Annotated in this window: 14 protein-coding genes; 5 read left to right on the plus strand and 9 right to left on the minus strand. The window is 69.4% G+C overall.

All coding sequences use genetic code 11. The annotated features are described in order from the left end of the window. Nucleotides 1-120 precede the first annotated feature (120 nt). Nucleotides 121-1848, minus strand: a complete 1728-nt coding sequence (gene metG, locus RSP45_RS01760; RefSeq protein ID WP_415392986.1) for a methionine--tRNA ligase — start codon at nt 1846-1848, stop codon at nt 121-123. 15 nt (nt 1849-1863) lie between these two features. On the opposite strand from metG, the gene RSP45_RS01765 reads away from it, so the two are divergent. Then, entirely contained in the window at nt 1864-2094 is a 231-nt protein-coding gene (locus tag RSP45_RS01765) for a hypothetical protein (RefSeq protein WP_415392987.1), read from the plus strand. A 341-nt stretch (nt 2095-2435) separates the two neighbouring features. On the opposite strand, the gene RSP45_RS01770 is transcribed toward RSP45_RS01765, so the two are convergent. The 3 genes from RSP45_RS01770 to RSP45_RS01780 form a co-directional block, all read right to left on the minus strand. Then, entirely contained in the window at nt 2436-3416 is a 981-nt protein-coding gene (locus RSP45_RS01770; protein WP_415392988.1) for a hypothetical protein, read from the minus strand. Nucleotides 3417-3487: 71 nt separating this feature from the next. Continuing rightward, on the minus strand, nt 3488-4213 hold the full coding sequence (locus tag RSP45_RS01775) for a hypothetical protein (RefSeq protein WP_415392989.1): 726 nt from the start codon (nt 4211-4213) through the stop codon (nt 3488-3490). Between the two features lie 45 nt (nt 4214-4258). After that, nucleotides 4259-4945 carry a GcrA family cell cycle regulator gene (locus RSP45_RS01780; RefSeq protein WP_415392990.1) on the minus strand — a complete coding sequence of 229 codons (687 nt, stop codon included), beginning with the start codon at nt 4943-4945 and terminating at the stop codon, nt 4259-4261. Nucleotides 4946-5197: 252 nt separating this feature from the next. Here RSP45_RS01780 and RSP45_RS01785 point away from each other — a divergent pair, with 252 nt between their 5' ends. Next, nucleotides 5198-5983, plus strand: coding sequence for an ABC transporter permease (locus RSP45_RS01785; RefSeq protein WP_415393971.1), 786 nt, complete (start codon nt 5198-5200; stop codon nt 5981-5983). Between the two features lie 173 nt (nt 5984-6156). Next, a complete protein-coding gene (locus tag RSP45_RS01790; RefSeq protein WP_415392991.1) occupies nt 6157-7326 on the plus strand; it encodes an aspartate aminotransferase family protein in 1170 nt (389 codons plus the stop codon). A gap of 112 nt (nt 7327-7438) precedes the next feature. Here RSP45_RS01790 and RSP45_RS01795 read toward each other — a convergent pair whose 3' ends face one another. The 5 genes from RSP45_RS01795 to RSP45_RS01815 all read right to left on the minus strand — a co-directional run bounded on the left by RSP45_RS01795 (nt 7439) and on the right by RSP45_RS01815 (nt 13266). After that, complete coding sequence (locus tag RSP45_RS01795; protein ID WP_415392992.1) at nt 7439-8350, minus strand: PfkB family carbohydrate kinase; 912 nt, start codon at nt 8348-8350, stop codon at nt 7439-7441. Continuing rightward, entirely contained in the window at nt 8335-9624 is a 1290-nt protein-coding gene (locus RSP45_RS01800; protein ID WP_415392993.1) for a zinc ribbon domain-containing protein, read from the minus strand. Before RSP45_RS01800 ends, RSP45_RS01795 begins: the two co-directional genes overlap by 16 nt. A gap of 92 nt (nt 9625-9716) precedes the next feature. Further along, entirely contained in the window at nt 9717-10859 is a 1143-nt protein-coding gene (locus RSP45_RS01805; protein ID WP_415392994.1) for an SPFH domain-containing protein, read from the minus strand. An 83-nt stretch (nt 10860-10942) separates the two neighbouring features. Further along, a complete protein-coding gene (locus RSP45_RS01810) occupies nt 10943-11956 on the minus strand; it encodes a DUF2927 domain-containing protein (protein ID WP_415393972.1) in 1014 nt (337 codons plus the stop codon). 89 nt (nt 11957-12045) lie between these two features. Beyond that, complete coding sequence (locus RSP45_RS01815) at nt 12046-13266, minus strand: toxic anion resistance protein (protein WP_415392995.1); 1221 nt, start codon at nt 13264-13266, stop codon at nt 12046-12048. 315 nt (nt 13267-13581) lie between these two features. Here RSP45_RS01815 and fabF point away from each other — a divergent pair, with 315 nt between their 5' ends. Both fabF and mltG read left to right on the plus strand, forming a co-directional pair. Then, nucleotides 13582-14844, plus strand: coding sequence for a beta-ketoacyl-ACP synthase II (gene fabF, locus RSP45_RS01820; protein WP_415392996.1), 1263 nt, complete (start codon nt 13582-13584; stop codon nt 14842-14844). Next, nucleotides 14844-16019 (plus strand): endolytic transglycosylase MltG, encoded by a 1176-nt coding sequence (gene mltG / locus RSP45_RS01825; protein ID WP_415392997.1) that lies wholly within the window; start codon nt 14844-14846, stop codon nt 16017-16019. Before fabF ends, mltG begins: the two co-directional genes overlap by 1 nt. Nucleotides 16020-16097: the final 78 nt, after the last annotated feature.

Below are 16097 nucleotides of genomic sequence, written 5' to 3' on the forward strand. Positions count from 1 at the left end.
GACCATCCGGCAGGAAAACAGCCTCGGGGGCTGTTTCTGATCCGCCTCCTGTTCCGGGCGCTCGGAAGCCCCGGGATATTCGCGGCAAGATGAACACCCCGCCGCGGGTGGGCGCGGGGGTCAGTCCCGGGTGCCCTTGAACCGTTCCTGCCATTCCTCGCGGCTGTCGTCGCTGATCTTGGCGAACAGCACCTCGGGGGTGTCGAAACCGTGGCCGGGGGGCAGGGCCGCCAGCGCGGCGGCCACGTCGTCGGGCCAGCTGCGGTCGTCGCTGCGCATCGCCTGCAGCATGGAATCGGCGGCAAACGGGATGAACGGGGCCGAGAGCACCGCGTAGAGCCGGATCAGGTTCAGCCCCAGCCGCACCTGCATCGCCGCGCGCTCGGGGTCGGTCTTGAAGGTCGCCCAGGGCGCGGCGGATTGCAGGTATTCGTTGCCCAGCACCCAGATCGCGCGCAGCTCATTGGCGGATTTGCGGACCTCCATCGCCTCCATGAAGCCCTCATAGGCGCGGATGCGGGTGGTCAGCGCCGTGATCAGCGCCGCTTCCTCGGGGCCGTAGTCGCCGCCTGCGGGGACGGTCTCGCCGAACTTGCTGCGGCAGAATTTGGTGATTCGGCTGACGAAATTGCCCAGCACGTCGGCGAGGTCCTTGTTCACCGAGGTCTGGAAGTTTTCCCAGGTGAACTCGGCGTCCGACCCCTCGGGGGCGTGGCTGAGCAGCCACCAGCGCCAGTAATCCGCCGGCAGCACCTCGAGCGCCTGATCCTGGAACACCCCGCGCCCCTGCGAGGTCGAGAACTGCCCGCCGTCATAGGTCAGGTAGTTGAAGGACTTGATGTAGTCGACCAGCTTCCACGGCTCGCCCGAGCCGATGATCGTGGCCGGGAAGGACAGGGTGTGGAAGGGCACGTTGTCCTTGCCCATGAACTGGGTGTAGCGCACGTCGCCCGCGCCCTCGTCCAGGCGCCACCAGCGGCGCCAGGCCTCGGGCTGGCCCCGGGCCTCGGCCCATTCGGCGGTGGCGGCGATATATTCGATGGGGGCGTCGAACCAGACGTAGAAGACCTTGCCCTCCATCCCCGGCCAGGGCTGGTCGCCTTTTTTCACCGGGATGCCCCAGTCGAGGTCGCGGGTGATGCCGCGGTCCTGCAGCCCGTCGCCGTCGTTCAGCCATTTGCGGGCGATCGAGGTGGTCAGCACCGGCCAGTCGGTCTTGCTGTCGATCCATTCCGACAGTTTCCCGCGCATGGCGGACTGGCGCAGGAACAGATGCTTGGTCTCGCGCACCTCGAGGTCGGTCGAGCCGGAAATGGCGCTGCGCGGGTTGATCAGGTCGGTCGGGTCCAGCTGCTTGGTGCAGTTCTCGCACTGGTCGCCGCGGGCCTTGTCATAGCCGCAGTTGGGGCAGGTGCCCTCGATATAGCGGTCGGGCAGGAAGCGGCCGTCGGCCAGCGAATAGACCTGGCGCTCGCTGACCTCGGCGATCAGCCCGTTCTCGGCCAGCCTGCCGGCGAAATGCTGGGTCAGCCGGTGGTTCTGCGGGCTGGAGGAGCGCCCGAAGTGATCGAAGCTGAGCCCGAAGCGGCGCGCGATGTCGGCCTGGGTGTCGTGCATCCGGGCGCAGAAATCCGCGACCTTCTGCCCGGCCTTGGCGGCGGCCAGCTCGGCCGGGGTGCCGTGCTCGTCGGTGGCGCAGACGAACATGACCTCGTTGCCGCGGCCGCGCTGATAGCGGGCGAACAGATCCGCGGGCAGCTGGCTGCCGACAAGGTTCCCCAGGTGCTTGATGCCGTTGATATACGGCAGGGCCGAGGTGATGAGATGGCGCGTGCGCGTCTTGGGCATGGTGTCGTCCTTTGGATGACCGGCTCTTACCCCCATGCGCCGCGCAGGGGAAGGGCGGTGGCGGCGGCTTGGATCGTGCTGCGCGCCGATGACCGGGGCTGGCAGCAATGGCATGTGCTGGCGCTGCTGGTGATGATGTCGCTGCGGGAACTGGATTTCGACAAGCGGTTCCTGTCCGAGGGCATCCTGCAACTGCGGCTGTATTCCGGGCCGTCGTCGGTCTGGGAAAAGCTGCTGGGCCTGTAGGTGATCCTGCTGGTGCGCATCAGCCTGCCGCGCTGGTGGTAGGGGCTGCGCCACCGGGCCGCGCCTAGCTGGCGGGGGCTGCGGTGGCGGTGCTGGTCGTTACCAAGACCATCGACGAACTGGGCCGCAAGCTGGAGTTCTGGGGATCACGCTGGGCACGGAACTGGGCGAGGCGCTGGGGCCGCGCCGAAGAGATGATGGAGCTGGGCACCGCCATCATCCTGGTGCAGGCGGTGATCTGTTTTGCCCCCGACCGGGGGGGGCGAGGGGGTGGCGCTGACCGGTCGCACCCAACGGATTGTGTGGGGCCGCGCATAGCGGCGGCCCCACGGGCGGCCTTCTTAACCCGCCGATGCCGCGTAGCTGTTAAGGATCTGTTGCCGCATCACGGATTTCTGCTCGACGATGGCCTTGCGCAACTCAGCCTCGAAGTCATCGCGGTTGAAATATTCGTCCAGCGACACCACCGCATAATCAACGACCAGCCAACCGACGACCGCACCGCCAACGCCACCGACCACCGTCCCGACGGGGCCAAGGAAGCTGCCTAGGCTTGCCCCGGCCAGTGTCGTGCCCCCGATGCCGCCCATTTTGCCGATGCCCTTGGCCGCCGCCTTGGTCGCGGTCGCGGTGACCACCTTCTTGGCAATGGGCTTGATGATGGCGACCACGGTCACCGTCGCAGCGGCCGAGCCCGTAACAACGGCAGGCGCGGTCACGATCATGCGCTGCTGCGCGTCCCTGAGGGCCAATTGCGCCGCCTCGGGCAGCGGCTGTCCGGCATCATCGGCCAGTCGCTTGCCCTCTTGCGCCAAACGGTCCGTGACAGCCTGTTTATAGACCTGCTCCAGATGGCCCATCTGTTCAGTGTGCCGGTCTTCGAAGCCGTCGAACAGATGCTGGCGCATCAGGCTGCCGACATCTTCCACAAGCCCGGTCGTTTCAGCCGCCGCCGTCAGAAGTTCGGCATATTGGCCCCAGACCGAATAATGGAAATCGACATAGGCCGGGATGCTGGCATGGACGGGCTCAAACATCGCATCCAGCGCGCCATCCAGATTCGCCTCGACCGCCTGATATCCCGCCAGTCGCGCGTGGATCTCGATCTGCTCCAGTTGCTCTTGCGTGATGCTGATCTGCGGGGGCGGGGTGAGATCGGAAGCCGTATGTTCCGGGACCGGCCGCAGCAGGGCCAGAACGACCAGCGCGGCGGTCAGGACAATCAGGGCGAAGATGGTGCTCCAGAAATAAAAGCCGATACCGTGCCGGGGCGCGGGAGTTGCCTGGGGTCTGGGTGAAGCATCGGGGGCGGGACTGCTCACGGTCTGTGACTGGGGATGTCCTACTTGCTGTGACTGGGGATATCCTGCTTGTTCAAGCTGGCGGGGAGGTTTCATCGATACAACCTAACCATATGGAATGTCGTGGCAACATCGGCAAAAAATCGCCCAACGGCAAGACAGATGGCAGAGTTATAGATAAACAGCAGCACCGAGACGCCCCAGATCCCGTTCATCCCTTTGAGCATCCATTGGATCGCGGCTTCCAGCAATTGCATGGCGCTGAGGGCCTCGATGATGCCGTCGCGACGGGCGGGCAGTTCGGCCAGAGACGCGTTCATCACCGCCATGAAGCTGCCGGCCTCCAGATAGGCGGGCGGCGGCAGGATGTTCTGCTGCATCCAGAAATGCGGCAGGCAGAAGAGCAGCGCGATCCCCGCCGAGATCCAGGCGCTGGCCGCGATGGCGAATTCTGGCCGCAGTTCTGCCGCCATGATGCGGCGCATCCGCGCGATGGCGGCCAAGGTGCAGATCCCAATGGCAGCGGCCAACAGCAGCTCGGGGTCGCTTGCGTGAAGCGCGAAATGACACATGCCCAGAGTGATGGCGGTGCCTTCTGTCGCGGCGAGGATTGCGCCGGTCAGGTGCTCGCTGAACCGATGCTTCCAGCGCGATTCCGGCAGGAATATCCCCTCGCGCACGGCCTGAGTCAGCCGGACCCGGCGCAGCAAGATCCCGGCCCCGACCAACAGCAGCGCTATGACCGGCACCACCCATGCCGCCGCCTGGAGCAGCGGATTGCTGTGCGGATAGCAGTATCGCCACGCCACGAACAGCACGGCGCAGACCAGTCCGGCGTACAGTTCCGGCCAGCGCCCCACAGTTCAGCGCCGGCGGTCGCGCCTCGCGCTCATCGGCTGGAAGGCGACGCCGACATGGGCTTCGCAATAGGGTTTGCCGGGCTGGCTGGGCAGGCCGCAGAACCAGAACTTGTCGGTCGCGGGGTCGCCGATCGGCCATTTGCAGGTGCGCTCGGTCAGCTCCATCAGCGACAGTTTCAGCGAGGTCTTTTCGACCTCGCGCACCGAGGCCAGCGCCTCGGGCGAGATCTCGTTGGCCGAGGGCTGCGGCGGCAGCGGCTGGCCGGCGGGCACGATCGGGCGGCGCGGGGTGAACACCGGCTGCGGCGCGGGGGCGGGCTCGGGGGTTTCGGCCGCGGGGCGCGCCTCGGCGGCGGGGGGCTCGGGGCGCGGCTCTGCGCGCGGCTCGGCGGGTTTTTCCGCGGCGGGCTCGGCGCGGGCCGGGGCTTCGGCGCGCGGCGCGGCGGCGCGGGGGGCGGGCTGCGGTGCGGGTGCAGGGTCGGCGGCAGGCGCGGCGGCGGCTGCAGGGGCCGCGGCTGCGGGCTTGGCGGGCTCTTCGCCCTCGGTGCGGTTCGACAGGCCCAGGCGGTGGACCTTGCCGATGACCGCGTTGCGGGTGACGCCGCCCAGTTCCTTGGCGATCTGGCTGGCCGACTGGCCTTCGGCCCACAGGCGTTTCAGTGTCTCGACGCGGTCGTCGGTCCAGGACATGGCAGTCTCTCCACGGGCAGATGGTGTCCCAAGGGGGCTTGGGGGCGGATGGTCTGAGTTACGCGCCCCCGCCCCGGGAATCAAGGTCCGGGCGGGAAATCGGCGGTTGCCGCTGCGGTCCGGGCGCCCCTCTCGTCCCCGGCGCGCGGGCCGGCTATGCTGGCCCGGATCTGTGCCAAGGACCCAGCGATGCCCCCCACCGATGCGCCCCCCATCCCCACGCCCGACCACGCCGCCCCCGATTATGGCCAGATGCCGCTGCGCCGCTTTGGCCGCATCAACTGGCTGGGCACGGCGACGCTGGCCGAACGCGAGATCCGGCGCTTCATGTCGGTGTGGCAGCAGACGGTGCTGGCGCCGCTGATCACTGCGGGGCTGTTCGTGGTGGTGTTCGTCGTGGCGCTGGGGAGCGGGCGGGGCGAGGTGATGGGCCTGCCCTTCGTCGAGTTCATCGGCCCCGGCATCTTGATGATGACGGTGATCCAGACCGGGTTCGCCAACAGCTCGTCCTCGCTGATCTCGGCCAAGATGCAGGGCAATATCATCGACACGCTGATGCCGCCGCTGTCGGCGGCCGAGATCCTGGCGGGATATCTGACCGGCAGCCTGGTGCGGTCGCTGATGGTGGCGGCGGTGATCTCGGCCGGGCTGGCGCTGGTGGTGGGGCACGGCCCGGCGCATCCGCTGCTGGCGCTGCTCTATATCGTGCTGGGGGCGCTGCTGCTGGGGGGGCTGGGCATCCTGGGCGGGATCATCGCGCAGAAGTTCGACCACATGGCGACGCTGACCAATTTCGTGGTCACGCCGCTGTCGTTCCTGTCGGGCACCTTCTATTCCGTGCAGGCCCTGCCCGAGCCGTTCCGCACCCTGTCGCACTGGAACCCGATCTTCTACCTGATCGACGGGGCGCGCTATGGCTTTGCCGGGGTCGGCGATGCGCCGGTTCTGCGCGGGCTGGCGGTCAGCGTGGTCTCGGTCGCGGCGGTGAACGGGCTGGGCTGGTGGTGGCTGCGCACCGGCTATCGGATGAAGCCCTGAGCGGGTGGCAGGGGGCGTTGAACCGGAAGGGCGGGCTTGGTAACGCTGCGCCCATGACGACGATTCGCCCCTGTCTCCGACGCTGATGCGTTCCCCGGACGCCGCGCGCAAGCTGCGCGCCTGGGCCTTCGCCGCCCGATCCTATTTCGCTTTCCGACCAGAGGGACAGACCCATGATCGACGCCGTGCTGCCGACCTACAACCGCGCGCCCATCGCCTTTGAGCGTGGCGAGGGCGCCTGGGCCATCGCCACGGACGGCACGCGATACCTGGACCTGGGCGCCGGCATCGCGGTGAATGCGCTGGGGCACGCCAACCCCGAGCTGGTGGCGGCGCTGACCGCGCAGGCGGGGCGGATCTGGCATGTCTCGAACCTCTACCAGATCCCCGAGCAGCAGCGGCTGGCCGAGATGCTGGTGGACAGGACCTTTGCCGACACGGTGTTCGTGACCAATTCCGGCACCGAGGCCGCCGAGCTGGCGATCAAGATGGTGCGCAAATACTGGCACAGCAAGGGCCAGCCCGAGCGGATCGAGATCCTGACCTTCGAGGGCGCGTTCCACGGCCGTTCCACCGGCGCCATCGCCGCGGCGGGGTCGGAAAAGATGACCGCGGGCTACGGGCCGCTGATGCCGGGGTTCCGGGTGCTGCCCTGGGGCGACATGGCGGCGCTGGAGGCCGCGATGTCCGACAGCACCGCCGCGGTGATGCTGGAGCCGGTGCAGGGCGAGGGCGGCATCCGGGTGCTGCCCGACGCCGACCTGCGCCGCATCCGCGAGCTGTGCGACGCCACCGGCGCGCTGCTGGTGCTGGACGAGGTGCAAAGCGGCATGGGCCGCACGGGGCGGCTGTTCGCCCATGAATGGGCCGGGATCGCCCCCGACATCATGATGATCGCCAAGGGCATCGGCGGCGGCTTTCCGCTGGGCGCGGTGCTGGCGACCGAAGCCGCGGCCGCGGGGATGGTCGCGGGCAGCCATGGCTCGACCTATGGCGGCAACCCGCTGGCCTGCGCGGTGGGCGCGCGGGTGATGGAGATTGTTGCGGATGATGCGTTCCTGGCCGAGGTCGCCCGCAAGGCCGCGCTGCTGCGCCAGCGGCTCGAGGGGCTGGTCGCCGCCCATCCCGAGGTCTTCGACGAGGTGCGCGGGATGGGGCTGCTGCTGGGGCTGCGCTGCAAGGTGGCGCCGTCCGAACTGGTCGCGGCGGCTTATGCCGAGCAGCTGCTGACCGTGCCGGCGGCCGACAACGTGGTGCGGCTGCTGCCGCCGCTGAACATCACCGACGACGAAATCGCCGAGGCGGTGGCGCGGCTGGACCGCGCGGCGGCGCGGCTGGAGTAGGCGGGGGCTTCAGGCGGAGGGGGCTGCGCCCCCGAGTCTTTTGTAGAGGGGGCGCTGCCCCCGTCGCGCAAGCGCGACGCTCCCGGGATATTTGGAACCGCCCGAATCCGGGTTAGAGTTCGTCGGCCCAGGGCGGGTCGGCGCCGGGGCGGGAGACGGTGATCGCTGCCGCTTTCGTGGCGAGGGCGAGGGCGGCGGTGAGTGCGGCGCTGTCGGGGGCGTCGAGGGCGTTGCTGCGGAGGAGGCTGGCGAGGAAGCCGGCGTTGAAGCTGTCGCCGGCGCCGATGCTGTCGGCCACCGTGGCCGGGACGGCGGCAGCGTAAAGGCGGTGCTGCCGGGTCAGGGCCAGCGCGCCGTGGGCGCCGCAGGTCAGCGCCACGATGCCGGGACCGCGGGCGAGGATTTGGCCGGCAGTCTCTGCCGGCGCCATGGCGGGGGCGAGCCAGGCGGCATCCTCGGCCGAGAGTTTCACCAGATGCGACAGGGCGAACAGGCGCTCGAGCCGGGCGCGGTATTTCGGTTCGTCCTGAATGGCTTGCGGGCGGATATTCGAGTCGAGCATCAACGGGACGCCCCGGCGGGCGGCGCTGGTGGCGAACCGCTCGACGGTGCTGCCGCAGGGCTCGGCGGCCAGGCTGATGCCGCCGATCAGCAGCGCGCGGCAATCCGGCGACAGCGGCGGCAGTTGCTCGGGTGCGAACATTCGTCCGGCAGAGTTTTCGTCGTCGAAACGATAGCCTGCATTGCCAGAGTTCAGGTCGATTCTCGCCAGGGCGGTGGGGCGGTCGCTGCGAGGGCAAAGCGAGGTCTCGACCCCCGCCGCGGCCAGCGGCCCCAGCAGCAGCGCCCCATAAGCATCGCGCGAGATCGGCCAGGCAAAGCTGGTCGCCACCCCCAGCCGCCCCAGCGCCAGCGCGGTGTTCCAGACGCCGCCGCCGGGCTGCGGGCGGATGCTGCCGTCGGGCCGGGGAACCAGATCGACCAGCGCCTCGCCCATGCACAGCACGGTCATGTGACGGCCCATGGCGGTGCGGGCGCGGCGGCGGTCACCGCGGGCATCGGAGTGATGGCGGGCGCCGCGCCGAGGTCGAAGCTGCCGCCGCCCTCGCTCAGCAGCATCAGCATCGCCCCGGCCAGCAGCGCCGCCAGCACCGCCAGCGCGATCTTCCACACCGACCAGGGGCGGTCGCCCTGCACCCGCCCCGACTGCCCGTTGACCACGAAGCGATAGCTGCGGCCGTTGTACTTATAGGCGGCGAGCCAGATCGGCAGCAGGACATGCTTGAAGGTCTCGGCCTCGTGCCTTGTCTCGGCCGAGGTGATCCGCTGTTCGTCGCCGCCGATGTCGCGGCGGATGTCCACGGCGATCACCGCGGCCATTTCCTGCCGGGCGATCTGGTGGCCCTCGGCCAGAGGGACGGTATAGCCCTCGGCCGAAAACCCCGACAGGTAGCGCGGGTCGTAGGGGGTCAGGTGCGACAGCTCCCAGGGCGCCAGCGCATCGGTGAAGCGGCGCGGCAGCGAGGCCGAGGCCAGCACCAGCACATCGTCGAAGGCGCGCGCCACCTGCCCCGAGCGCGGGGTCCAGCGGGTGCGCCGGACCTGCTGCGCCACCTGCCGCGGGCGGCCGTCGACCACCTGCGTGACATAGATGGTCTCGTAATAATAATCGCCGCGCTGGCCGTGATAGCGCGTGTGGGTGTCGGCGTCGAAGGTCCAGAACGGCGAATACACCCCCTGCATCCGTCGCCCGCGGCGGGCGTATTGCACCAGCCCGTTGGGGGCGAACCACAGCCCGCGCAGCCAGTCCTCGAGCGCGGCGCGGGCCTGCGCCTCGGTCAGCACGAAGGGCAGCACTGCCTGCGGCTTGATCAGCCGGGTGGCGCCGGTGTCGGTGACCACCGGGGTGGCGCAGAACGGGCAGGTGCTGGCGTGGCGTGTGCTGTCCTGTTCGATCTTTGCGCCGCAATTCGGGCAGGAGAGCGTGCGCACCGTTTCCGCAAGGTCGCTGGTTTCGTCCAGCCGCAGCCCGCGCGCCAGCGGGATCTCGTCCAGCCCCGGCGCCTTGTGACCGGCGTCCCACTGGATCGCCCGCCCGGTCGCGTCTGTGCCAAGCAGCGCGTCCTGCCCCTCGGGGCCGCCGGCGTGCTGGCGGGCGGGCGCCTGGGCCGCGCCGGGCGAGATCTTCTGCATATGGCCGCAATAGGGGCAGACCAGCGCATCCTGCCCCGGCGCAAAGGCGAGGGCGGCGCCGCAGTTGTCGCAGGGGTAGCGGTGTTCGATCGGGGCGGTGGGCATGTGGGGCAGATGTCCGGTGGGCCGTCGGACCGGGGGCCAGCCCCGGACCCCGGGATATTTCGGGCAAGATGAAAGCGCCCGGGGCGCGCGGCTCAGGCTTGCGGCAGCGGCGGCGGCAGGCCGGCGAAAAGCGGGGCGAGGGCGGGAAGCTCGCCGGCGCGCTGCCAGCCGTCCTGGCCCTGGGTCCAGGCCAGCGTGTCGGCGGTCAGCCGGCCCTGGTCGCGCAGCCTTTCGAGCTCGGCACGGGTGAAGGGGCCGGCGGCGGCACCGTCGAGCGCGAGATGCCAGGGCGGATCTTCGGGCGCCGCGGGGTGGAGGGGCGGCGGCGAGGATGGGCCGGCCGGCGAGGTATCGTGCTGCGGGGCCCCATTCTGCGGGGCCGCGCCCCAGGGGCCGCGCATGGCGCCGGCCATGCCGATGGCGGCGCCCATCCCGGCGCCGAGCCCGGCGCCCATGGCGTTGTCGCCGGTCGACGCGTTCAGCATCGATTCCGCCTGAGCATATTGTCCGAAGCGGTTGAGATCGCCGACGATTCCCATAGAGGTTCGCTTATCGAGCATCTTTTCGACCTCATCGGGAAGGCTGATGTTCTCGATATAGAACTCGGGGATGGTCAGCCCGTATTGGGCGATGGTGGGGGCGATGGCGGTGGCGACGATGCGGCCGAGGTCGGCGGTGTTGGCGGCCATGTCCAGCACCGGGATCCCGGCGCTGGCGATCATGCGCGAGAACTCTTGCACGATCACGTTGCGCAGCTGGAAGCTGATCTCGTCGGCGGTGAACTCGCCATCGGTGCCGACGATCTCGGTCATGAAGACGCCGGGGTCGGTGACGCGCATCGAATAGGTGCCGAAGGCGCGCAGCCGCACCGGGCCGAACTCGGGGTCGCGGGTGATGACCGGGTTGCGGGTGCCCCATTTCAGGTCGTTGAAGCGGGTGGTGCTGACGAAATACACCTCGGACTTGAAGGGCGAGCGGAAGCCGTGGTCCCAGTGCTGCAGCCGGGTCAGCACCGGCAGGTTGTTGGTTTCCAGCATGTAGAGCCCGGGGGTAAACACGTCGGCTAGCTGGCCTTCGTGGACGAACACCGCCGCCTGGCCCTCGCGCACGGTCAGCTTGGCGCCGTATTTGATGGCGCGGCCGCGGGTTTCGTAGCGCCAGACCATCGTGTCGCGGGTGTCGTCCACCCATTCGATGACGTCGATGAACTCGCCGGTCAGGAAATCGAGGACCATGGCTTCCTCCTATGCAGGCGGTCTATGCAGGCGGCGGCGCGGTGCGGGCCCGGGGACCATTGCCGGGCGGCGCCGGGGGTTTGTCAAGGTGCCAGCTCGGCGGCGATGCGGGCGACGATGGGAAGGGCCTCGGCCTCGGTCATGCCGGGGCGCAGGCGCTTGTCGTAGAGGATCTTCAGCAAAAGCTCGTCATGCGGGGTGAGGAAGGCGAACTCCTCGTCGTCGTTGAAGATCGAGGGGCGCACGTCGGGGCTGTCGTTGGCAAGGCCGAGGCCCTGGGCCAGTTCCTCGTGGATGCAGCTGAGCCGCAGCCGGTCGGGCAGTTCGGCGCGGATCACCGCGACGGCGTTGGAATAGGGCTGACCGGGGCCGGGGGAATAGGCGAAGACGGTGCAGTAATTCTGCGGCGCAAGCCCCTGGATTGCCAGGATATCTGCGGCGGGGATGCCGGGGATGAGCTGCGCGAGCCGCGGGCCGATGGCGCGGCGTTCGTCCTCGGCCAGCAGCAGCACCACGAAATTGCCGGTCTCGGCGGTCATGGCGATGGGGTGGCCGGTGACCCGCGACAGCCGCTGCACATAGTCGGCGATGTCGTTGCGATCGCGGATGCGGGTGGCGGGGGGGACCGAATCGCCGAACTCGGTCACCACGCGGACCGGGCGTTCCCAGCGGCGCAGCGGCGCCGGGCGGGATTCCGGCACCAGCCGGCCGTTGCGGCGGATATATTCGTCGTGGAGCGCGATCTGGATGAAATCCTCGGTCAGCTGCGCGGCGCTGGCGGGGGGGATGCCGTCGGCGCCGGGGCGCAGCAGCCCGCGGGCGAGCAGCGCGTCCTGCACGTTGCCCATGTATTGCGCCATGGTGAGGCTGGCGGGGCCGGGGGCGTGGCCGGCGGCCTCGCGCGCGGCCTGCGCGCGGTCGCGGCGCATCTGAGCGAGGTCGTCGGGCCGCGGCTCGGGCGCGGGGACCGCCGAGGGGCGCGGCGCCGGCAGCGGCGCCGGGGCCGGATCGGGGGCGCAGGCGGCCAGCGCCAGCGCCCCGGCCAGTGCCGCCAGGGCTGCCGGTCGCCAACCCCGTGGCGGGGTGGCGCAGGCGATGTCCGTGCTGTCGGTCACGATGGTCGGGTCCCGTGTGATGGGCGTTCGGGGGTGGGCGGCTGGCCGACTGGAAGGGCGCGCGCGGGGGATCAGCCCCGCGGGGCCATCCTTGCCGCGCCCATGTCGGCGCCCATGTCGGCAGCGGTGCCGGGCGGCAGCGTGGCGCGGGCGCGCGAGGCGGCGAGCGTCTGGCGCAGGTCGCTTTCCATCTTCTGCAGGTCCAGCTCGGCGGCGGCGCGCCGCGCCTTGCCCTCGTCGGCGATGCGCAAGCTGTCCTCGATGGTGGCGATCAGCTCGGCGTTGGCGGTGCGCACCGATTCGATGTCGAAGACGCCGCGTTCCATTTCGGTGCGGATGCGGGCGTTGGCCTCGCGCAGGTTTTTCACGTTCGCGGTCAGCAGGTCGTTGGTCAGGTCGCTGGCCTGCTTGACCGCCTGCGCCGCCTGTGCGCCGCGCTGGATGGTCACCGCCTGCGCCAGCTGGGTTTCCCACAGCGGCACCGTGTTCACCAGCGTCGAGCTGATCTTGGTGACCAGCGACTTGTCGTTTTCCTGCACCAGCCGGATCGAGGGCAGCGACTGCATGGTCACCTGCCGGGTCAACTTGAGGTCGTGGACCCGGCGCTCCAGATCGTCGCGCATGGCGCGCAGGTCGCGCAGCTGCTGGGCCTCGATCACGTCGCCGTCGGTGCTCGAGGCCTGCACCTCGGCCTCTTTCGCGGGGATGGTCCTGGTGTCCAGCTCGTGCAGCTTTTCCTCGCCCGCGGCGATGTAGAGCGCGAGTTCGTCGTAGAAATCCAGCGTGCGTTCATAGAGCACGTCCAGCGACTTGATGTCCTTCAGCAGCGTGTGCTGGTGGCTTTCGAGGTCGCTGGTGATCTTGTCGATCTGGCCCTGCACCTGTTCGTAATTGGCCACGAACTTGGCGAAGGGGGCCGAGCGGCCCAGCAGTTTTTCCCACCAGCTGCGTTCGCGGCGCACGTCGAGTTCGCTGATCGAGAAGCCGCGGATCGTGGTCACGATGTCGCGCAGGGAATCGCCGGCGGGGCCCACGTCCTTGTTCTTGACGTCGGCCAGCATCGCCTGGCTGATTTCCTGCAACCCCGCCTGCGCGCGCGAGCCGAAATGCACCACCGAGCCGGTGTCGCGCAGGTCGATTTCGTCCATGCGGCGGCGGATTTCCTCGGCCACCGGGGCGGGGGCCTGTTCCAGCGGCACCACCTCGGCCGCCGGTTCGGGCAGCACGACGGAGGTGACCGCCTGAAGCTCGGGCAGGGTGGCCTCGGCGCGGGTCTGGGTTTCGATGCTCATCGGGCGGTTTCCCTTGTTCGGCGGTCGGGGTCGGCGGGATCGGAAGGCCGGGTCCGCGGTTCAGCCGCGAATCCCCGCCGGGGCGGGCAGTTTCAGGTTGGGAGGAGGGCGGTGTCTGTGCAAGTGGCGGCAGATGCGATTTTAATGGCGGACGGTCAACCGGATTAGGGGCAGAAAAGTTCCGAAAAAGCAACGCAGAGCCCCGAACCGCCGCCGGATGTGGCAAAACCGCGCGCCCGTGGTTCTCGCCTGCGTTGCGCGCGCGGGGGGGCGCGTGTATTCAGCCCGCAAGAATGTGTCGGGGAAGGATCGCGAATGCGCAGGGTTGTCGTTACCGGACTGGGAATGGTCACACCGCTGGCCTGCGGGGTCGAGGAGACCTGGGCGCGGCTGCTGGACGGGCAATCCGGGGCCGGACCGATCACCCGGTTCGATGCGTCCGACGTGGTGACGAAATACGCCTGCGAGATCCCGTTCGGGGACGGCAGCGGCGGGACGTTCAATCCCGACGACTGGATGGAGCCCAAGGACCGCCGCAAGGTCGACGACTTCATCCTGTACGGGATGGCCGCCGCCGCGCAGGCGGTCGAGGATTCCGGCTGGGTGCCGCAGACCGACGAGCAGCGCGAGCGCACCGGGGTGATGATCGGCTCGGGCATCGGCGGGCTGACCACCATCGCCGATGCCGCGGTGCTGCTGAAGGAAAAGGGGCCCAAGCGGGTGTCGCCGTTTTTCATCCCCGGCGCGCTGATCAACCTGGCCAGCGGGCAGGTCTCGATCCGCTACGGGTTCAAGGGGCCGAACCATGCGGTGGTGACGGCGTGTTCCACCGGCGCCCATGCCATCGGCGACGCGGCGCGGCTGATCGCGGTGGGCGATGCCGACGTGATGGTCGCGGGCGGCACGGAATCGCCGATCTCCGAACTGGGCATCGCCGGATTCAACGCCTGCAAGGCCCTGTCCACCAAGCGCGACAACGACCCCAAGGCCGCCAGCCGACCCTGGGACAAGGACCGCGACGGTTTTGTCATGGGCGAGGGTGCCGGGGTGATGGTGCTTGAGGAATACGAGCACGCCCGCGCCCGCGGCGCCAAGATCTATGCCGAGATCCTGGGCTATGGGCTGTCGGGCGACGCCTATCACATCACCGCCCCCAGCGAGGACGGCGACGGCGGTTTCCGCTCGATGGCGGCGGCGCTGAAGCGGGCGGGGCTGGAACCCTCGGCCATCGACTACATCAACGCGCATGGCACCTCGACCATGGCCGACGTGATCGAGCTGGGCGCGGTCGAGCGGCTGCTGGGCGATCACGCCGGCAACGTCACCATGTCGTCCACTAAGTCGTCCATCGGGCATCTGCTGGGCGCGGCGGGGGCGGTCGAGGCGATCTTCTGCACGCTGGCGGTGCGCGACCAGATCGCGCCGCCGACGCTGAACCTGGACGACCCGCAGCGCGAGACCGCCATCGACCTGGCCGCCAACGCTGCCGTGCGTCGCAAGATCGAGGTGGCGCTGTCCAACAGCTTCGGCTTTGGCGGCACCAATGCCACGCTGGTGATCGGCAAGGTCCGCGACTGATGTGGCGGGCCATCGCCTCGAACGCGCTGACGCTGCTGATCGTCATCCTGGTGGCGGTCGCGGTGGCGGTGGCCTGGGGCCGCAACCAGTATCAGGCGCCCGGCCCCAGCGAGGTGGCGCAATGCGTCGAGATCCCGCAAGGCGCGCGGCTGAACGAGGTGAGCAAGCAGCTTGAGGCGCAAGGGGTGATTACCTCCCCCTATATCATGCGCACCGGCGCCGATTACGCCGGCAAGGCCGGGCAACTGAAGTTCGGCAGCTATCTGGTGCCGCCGCACGCCAGCATGGAAGATGTGGTCGATGTGATCACCGCCGGCGGGCCGTCCACCTGCGGCACCGAGGTGATCTTTCGCGTCGGCGTGCGGGCAAACACCGTGGTGCTGCGCGACCTGAACCCGGAAAACGGCCGCTACGAGGACCGGATCCGCCACGATCCCGCCACCGGCGAGCTGCCCGAGGCGCTGGAACAGGCGGTCGACAAGCCCGGCGCGCGGCTGCGCGTCGCGGTAGCCGAGGGCACCACCGCCTGGCAGGTGGTCGAGGGGCTGAAACAGGCGCCCTTCCTTGAGGGCACCACCGGCCCGATGCCGCCCGAGGGCACGCTGGCCCCCGACACCTACGAGGTCGGCCGCGGCGCCAACCGCCGCGAGTTGCTGGACCGGATGCGGGCGGCGCAGGACGCGATCCTCGCCGCCGCCTGGGAGGCGCGGCCCTTCGGGCTGCCTTATCAGACGCGGGAAGAGGCGCTGACCATGGCCTCGATCGTCGAGAAGGAAACCGGCGTCCCCGAGGAGCGCACCACCGTCGCGGCGGTGTTCGTCAACCGGCTGCGCGAGGGGATGCGGCTGCAGACCGACCCGACGGTGATCTATGGGGTGACCAACGGCCGCGAGGTTCTGGACCGCGGGCTGCGGCGCTCTGAATTGGACCGGCGCACGCCCTATAACACCTATCTGATCGCCGGGCTGCCCCCCACCCCCATCGCCAACCCGGGACGGGCGGCGATCGAGGCGGCGCTGAACCCGGCCGACAGCGATTACCTGTATTTCGTGGCCGACGGCTCGGGCGGGCACGCCTTCGCCCGCACGCTGGAAGAACACAACGCCAATGTCGCCCGCTGGCGCGAGATCGAGCGGGCGCGGGGCGAGGTGGAGGCTCCGGTCCAGACGGACTGAGGGTTGCGCGGTCGGACCGGGGCTCTGCCCCGGACCCCGGGATATTTGGGACCGCCCGAATCTCGTAGGTGTGGGTTT

The organism is Paracoccus sp. SJTW-4 (genome assembly GCF_047716885.1).
In the GTDB taxonomy this organism is placed as follows: Bacteria; Pseudomonadota; Alphaproteobacteria; order Rhodobacterales; family Rhodobacteraceae; genus Paracoccus; species Paracoccus solventivorans.